Source organism: Sulfurihydrogenibium sp., assembly GCF_027448985.1.
In the GTDB taxonomy this organism is placed as follows: domain Bacteria; phylum Aquificota; class Aquificia; order Aquificales; family Hydrogenothermaceae; genus Sulfurihydrogenibium.
Genome location: NZ_DAIDMN010000176.1, coordinates 1 through 955, shown reverse-complemented (window position 1 = coordinate 955; position 955 = coordinate 1). Strand labels below are relative to the sequence as shown.

The 955-nt window shown below is 30.6% G+C and carries 1 protein-coding gene and 1 pseudogene; both read right to left on the bottom strand.

The features are described from left to right. A pseudogene (locus NE054_RS08435) lies at nt 1–218 on the bottom strand (RNA polymerase sigma-54 factor); the annotation flags it as partial. Next, on the bottom strand, nt 202–906 hold the full coding sequence (gene pyrF / locus NE054_RS08430; RefSeq protein ID WP_297890550.1) for an orotidine-5'-phosphate decarboxylase: 705 nt from the start codon (nt 904–906) through the stop codon (nt 202–204). The pseudogene NE054_RS08435 and the gene pyrF, both read right to left, overlap by 17 nt. Nucleotides 907–955 lie beyond the last annotated feature (49 nt).

Below are 955 nucleotides of genomic sequence, written 5' to 3'. Positions count from 1 at the left end.
GGGTTTAACTCTTCATCTTCATCGTATATGGTCGGATTTTCTATTTCAGGTTGAGGTTGAATGTAAGAGATTTCCTCTAAAAATGGGTTTTCTTGTAGCTCTTTATTTATTTCCTCAATTAACTCTGTTTTAGGAAGTGTAATAATGTTTAACTGTTGCTTTAAAGCTAATGTGAGTTTTAACTTATTTTGGAGTTTTAAACTAACTCCTTGCTTCATTTATCATTTCCTTGATTTTTTTTATTGTTTGGTTTTTGTTTTGAGATTGTAAAATAGGTCTTCCTATAACTAAAATGTCGGCTCCATTCCTTACAGCTTGGTCAGGTGTTGCTATTCTTGTTTGGTCATCTGTTTTTTCTGATGTTAACCTTATTCCGGGAACTACAGCTAAAAAAGTTCTTTCTATTGAAGTTTTTAAAAATTTTACTTCATTAGAAGAGCAAACTATACCATCTAATCCATAATCAATTGAATTTTTAGCAAGTTTTAAAGCTAAATCTTCCAATGAGTATTTACTTCCTATATAATCTATGTAATCTTTTCCATGACTGGTAAGTACAGTAACACCTAAAAGTTTCAGATTTGAGTTTTCTTTTGCTTCTACCGCTTTTTTTATCATATCTAAACCACCAAGGGTATGGATTGTTAGATAATCTGCTTGTAGCTGTACTGCCCCTTTTACTCCATTGTAAACTGTATTTGGAATATCGTGAAGCTTTAAGTCTAAAAAAAGTTCAAATCCTCTGTCTTTTATGTTTTTTACTATCTCTTTACCGTACTTTATAAAAAGTGCGTATCCTATTTTGATTATCAATTTTTCTTCTATCTCATCTAATATTTTGTATGCAATTTTATCGTTTTCAACATCTAAAGCTAACGCTATCTTTACCACTTCTACTCCTTTCAAGAAGTTTTTTCATTTCCTTCCTACTGCTTTTTTGATGTCATCTATAGAT